This is a genomic window from Nostoc cf. edaphicum LEGE 07299 (assembly GCF_015207245.1).
GTDB classification, from domain to species: Bacteria; Cyanobacteriota; Cyanobacteriia; order Cyanobacteriales; family Nostocaceae; genus Nostoc; species Nostoc edaphicum_B.
In genome coordinates this window covers 1-3,906 of sequence record NZ_JADEXF010000566.1, presented here as the reverse complement: position 1 = coordinate 3,906, position 3,906 = coordinate 1, and the positions used below count along the sequence as shown (strand labels likewise).

Annotated in this window: 5 protein-coding genes; 4 read left to right on the top strand and 1 reads right to left on the bottom strand. The window is 44.0% G+C overall.

Annotated elements, in window-relative coordinates; genetic code table 11:
* The first annotated feature begins 21 nt into the window (after window positions 1-21).
* On the top strand, window positions 22-447 hold the full coding sequence (locus IQ229_RS16905) for a universal stress protein (protein ID WP_194045649.1): 426 nt from the start codon (window positions 22-24) through the stop codon (window positions 445-447).
* Between the two features lie 19 nt (window positions 448-466).
* Window positions 467-646 carry a PDDEXK family nuclease gene (locus IQ229_RS16900; protein ID WP_194045647.1) on the top strand — a complete coding sequence of 60 codons (180 nt, stop codon included), beginning with the start codon at window positions 467-469 and terminating at the stop codon, window positions 644-646.
* A gap of 177 nt (window positions 647-823) precedes the next feature.
* Here the strand turns inward: IQ229_RS16900 and IQ229_RS16895 are convergent, their stop codons facing one another.
* Entirely contained in the window at window positions 824-1,210 is a 387-nt protein-coding gene (locus IQ229_RS16895; RefSeq protein ID WP_194045651.1) for a hypothetical protein, read from the bottom strand.
* 220 nt (window positions 1,211-1,430) lie between these two features.
* Here IQ229_RS16895 and hslO point away from each other — a divergent pair, with 220 nt between their 5' ends.
* A complete protein-coding gene (hslO, locus tag IQ229_RS16890) occupies window positions 1,431-2,330 on the top strand; it encodes an Hsp33 family molecular chaperone HslO (RefSeq protein ID WP_194045645.1) in 900 nt (299 codons plus the stop codon).
* A gap of 160 nt (window positions 2,331-2,490) precedes the next feature.
* On the top strand, window positions 2,491-3,906 hold a 1,416-nt coding region (locus IQ229_RS16885; RefSeq protein ID WP_194045643.1), incomplete at its 3' end, for a type 2 periplasmic-binding domain-containing protein.

Below are 3,906 nucleotides of genomic sequence, written 5' to 3'. Positions count from 1 at the left end.
ACTCTTTAGGAGACGAGAGCAGTGCTAAATAGTGTTTTGGTGGCTCTGGACGGTTCGGATATTTCAGAACGAGTAATTCAAGCTTTAGATAATTTGGTGTTTTCAAAAGACGCCAAGGTTATTCTCTGTCATGTGTTTCTCACACCAGAGTCAGAAATGGAACTACCTGCTGATCGCCCTCAGCCAGAGTCCCCAACATTTTCTTATTTTCATATTGAAAAACAACTGCAATTATATCAGGAAAAATTATCAGTCAGAAGTGAGTTAGAGTTGGTAACTGGCGATCCCGCTGAAGAGATTATTCGTCTTGCCAATATTTATAAAACTGACTTGATTATAATTGGCAGTCGGGGGTTGATGGGGATGAAACGAATTGTCCAGGGTTCTGTTAGCAGTCAAGTTGTAGAAGAGGCTAATTGTTCAGTGTTGGTCGTAAAACCAAGGTAAAGATTTGCAAGAGGAAGTAATGGCCATAACCACCCCAAAACTAATCTTTGATGAATACCTGAAATATGATGGCACTGATACCCGCTATAAATTGGTCAAGGGAGAACTAATTCCCATGAGTCTAGAAAGTGGTCAACATAGTGCAGAATGTGGGTTTAAAAATTTTAACTCCATAGAATTCTGTGTTCTCTGCGTCTGAAGTGGTTAGATAAATTACTTTTAAACCTCACAGCCACAGAGGAGGACACTTGCATGAGCGGGTTTCCCTACTTGAGCAAAGTGTCCGTGGCGCAGAGAGAAAAAAGAGATTTTTAGAGTTACCTTGAAAGGGCTAGCCATAGAGACAAGGAAAATTCTCTTTCTACGTTCAGTCGATTCAACGTTCTTGAGTTGCTAAAAACTGACGCAAGCTCAACAAGCTGAGTGTTTGACCCAAATTCAAGGGCAAAATTGAAATTCCTTCCAAGCGGGACTGTACCCAACCTTCTCCCCAGTACCATTCGTGGAACCCGTCAATGCCTCCGCTGAGTACTAAGCGGAGGCAGTTGGATTTCACAACTTTTACTTGATGATGAATCGCGACTGGCCCAGTCCAGGTTGTAAACTGGAATCCGGGAAGCAATTCTTCTGGCATTCCTGGCGCAAAACGTTGTCCTAAAAGCCATTTTTTTAGTTGCACGGGATGCAGCAGACTGTCACGAATTGCATCTGTTGATGCTTCGATTTCGATCCGCAGTTGGCTTTGTTGAAAATTACCCAGCATTTTTCTCGAATTACCTAAAGATAAGACATCGCTATTTCTAATATTGCAAATAGTTTTTGTCATTAGTCATCAGTCCTTTGTCCTTTGCAAATAACTAGTGAGTAATGATCAATAACCAATGACAGCCGTTTATTTGCGTAACACCCCACTACGTTACTTTTCTTGCAGCAGAGAACTTAGAATAGAAAAAGTGAACTTGTTAAGAAATGTAAGGTTATTCATGGCGGATCAGTTAATTCGTGCAACAGCAGCCGAAGGTGGAATTCGTGCCGTAGGTGCGATCACCACACGTTTAACAGAAGAAGCACGGCAGCGCCACAAGCTTTCTTATGTGGCAACAGCAGCACTGGGTAGGACTATGGCGGCGGGCTTGTTAATGGTTTCTAGTATGAAGCGAACTGGATCGAGGGTGAATGTTCGGGTGAAGGGCGATGGGCCTTTGGCTGGCATATTAGTAGACGCAGGCTTAGATGGTACGGTACGCGGATATGTTGGGAATCCATCTATAGAATTGCCTCCTAATGCCAAAGGTAAGTTAGATGTTGGTGGTGCTGTGGGTGGCGGCTACCTCTACGTTGTGCGGGATATCGGTTATGGTTATCCTTACTCTAGTACGGTAGAACTAGTTTCTGGCGAAATTGGTGATGATGTCGCTCATTATCTGGTGAATTCCGAACAAACACCTTCGGCTTTAGTTTTAGGTGTGTTCGTGGGAGCAGGGGGAGTAACTGCTGCTGGGGGATTATTGGTACAAATATTGCCCAAAGCCGCCAGAGACGAAGCCTTAGTAGAAACATTGGAATCACGGGTAGCTGGTCTAGCAGGATTTACGCCATTGTTGCAAGCTGGCAAGACGTTACCTGAAATCTTTGGTGACTTATTGGGAGATATGGGGTTGGAAATCTTTTCCGAACGCCAAATGTTGCGGTTTCACTGTGGTTGCTCTTTCGATCGCGTTTTGGGGGCACTAAAGATTTTGGGAGAAGCTGAACTGCAAGATATGATTATCAAGGATGATGGTGCTGAAGCAACTTGCGACTTTTGCGGCAACGTCTACCAGGCAAGTAGCGATCAGTTAGCTCAACTAATTTCCGATTTGCAAGCCGAATCGGCTGTTTGAGGATAAAGTATAAAATAACACTGATTTTTGAGATTGATAATGGTACTCTGTGGAGAGAGATAATCAAAAAAGTAGCTTTTTAATGATGAGAAAGTTACTATGTCAACAATGGAATTATCAACCTAAAACAGAGCGTTATTCAATTATTTTGGTGTGAGAAATGACAGAGCGGGATATTCCAGACAGTTGGTCTTCAGCCAGTGGAAGAGAGCCAGATCAAAACAAAAGATTATCCCGAACAGAACAATTCGGTGAAACTCAGCCATTTGATGTCCCAGCTACTGGTTCTACCTCCAAGTCAGTGAAGCGGCGAAAAAAAAACCATACGAAAGGATCATCTATAAATAGTCATTCAGAAGAAACTGCCCAACTCAGTAGTACTTCTAGGAAATGGCCACGCTGGATGAAAAGCTGGACATTGTGGCTAGTACTACTAATGTTGATTCCCGGCAGTATAGGATTCTTGGCAATGGCAATGCTGCTAAAGTTGCCAACTGCCCCTAATTGCCCATCGATTTTCTGGCCGCTAGCTAGTGCTTCTGTGCGGCTACATTGCGCTCAGCTAGCGGCTTCTAAGCAAACAGTGAACGACCTATTGCAAGCGATCACTCTGGTGAAGCAACTACCACAAAATCACCCGTTGCATGGAGAAATCGATCGTTTCATCGAAGAATGGTCGCGGGATATTTTGAAGCTAGCCGATCAAAGTTTCCAAACAGGGAATTTAGAGGAAGCGATCGCTACTGCTCAGAAAATACCCGAAGATGTAGCAGCTTATAAATTAGTCAATGAACAAGTTGACAAATGGCAGTCAATTTGGTTAAAGGCTGAAGCCACATACAACGGTGCGATCGCCGAAGTAAAAGAACGGCGCTGGCAATCGGCGTTCATGTTATCCGCTAAAATACTGCGTGTAGACAATCAATATTGGGCGGGTACTAAATACGACCAATTAAATCGTCTAATTGCCACAGCACGGGAAGATGGCGATAAGTTAGGAAAAGCCGAAAGTTTAGCAAACAGCAAAGTAGTCGATAATATCCTAAAAGCGATCGAGTTAGCCGAGTCCATTGGGCAGGAAAGTTATCTTTACCAAAAAGCTCAGGAAGCGGTTCCGGCATTTGGGCGCAAAATGCTGGAATTGGCACAGGCGAAACTAGATAAGCAGGATGCGGATGAAGCGCTGAATATTGCTAGGCAAATACCGGAAAGTACGAAACTACAAGGCGAAACTGATGACTTTATTGCCATAGCTGACGCCAAAAGGAGTGCTTGGATCGGTAATGTTTCTGGTTTAGAGGCAGCGATCGCTCAAGCACAACAAATCGATCCTTCCAGACCAGTGTATAACGAAGCACAGCAACTAATTGCTCGTTGGCAGTTGGAAATTGAAGATGTTGCGAATCTGGAAAAAGCGAGAATATTGGCTAGCCAGGGAACAGTCCCAAATTTAACAGCAGCGATCGCTCAAGTACAGCTGATTCCTGCTAGCAATCCTAGAGGCGCAGAAGCTAGGCAAGAGATAGGTCGCTGGAATGCCCAAGTGGAGACAATTGAAGACCAACCTTACTTAGAC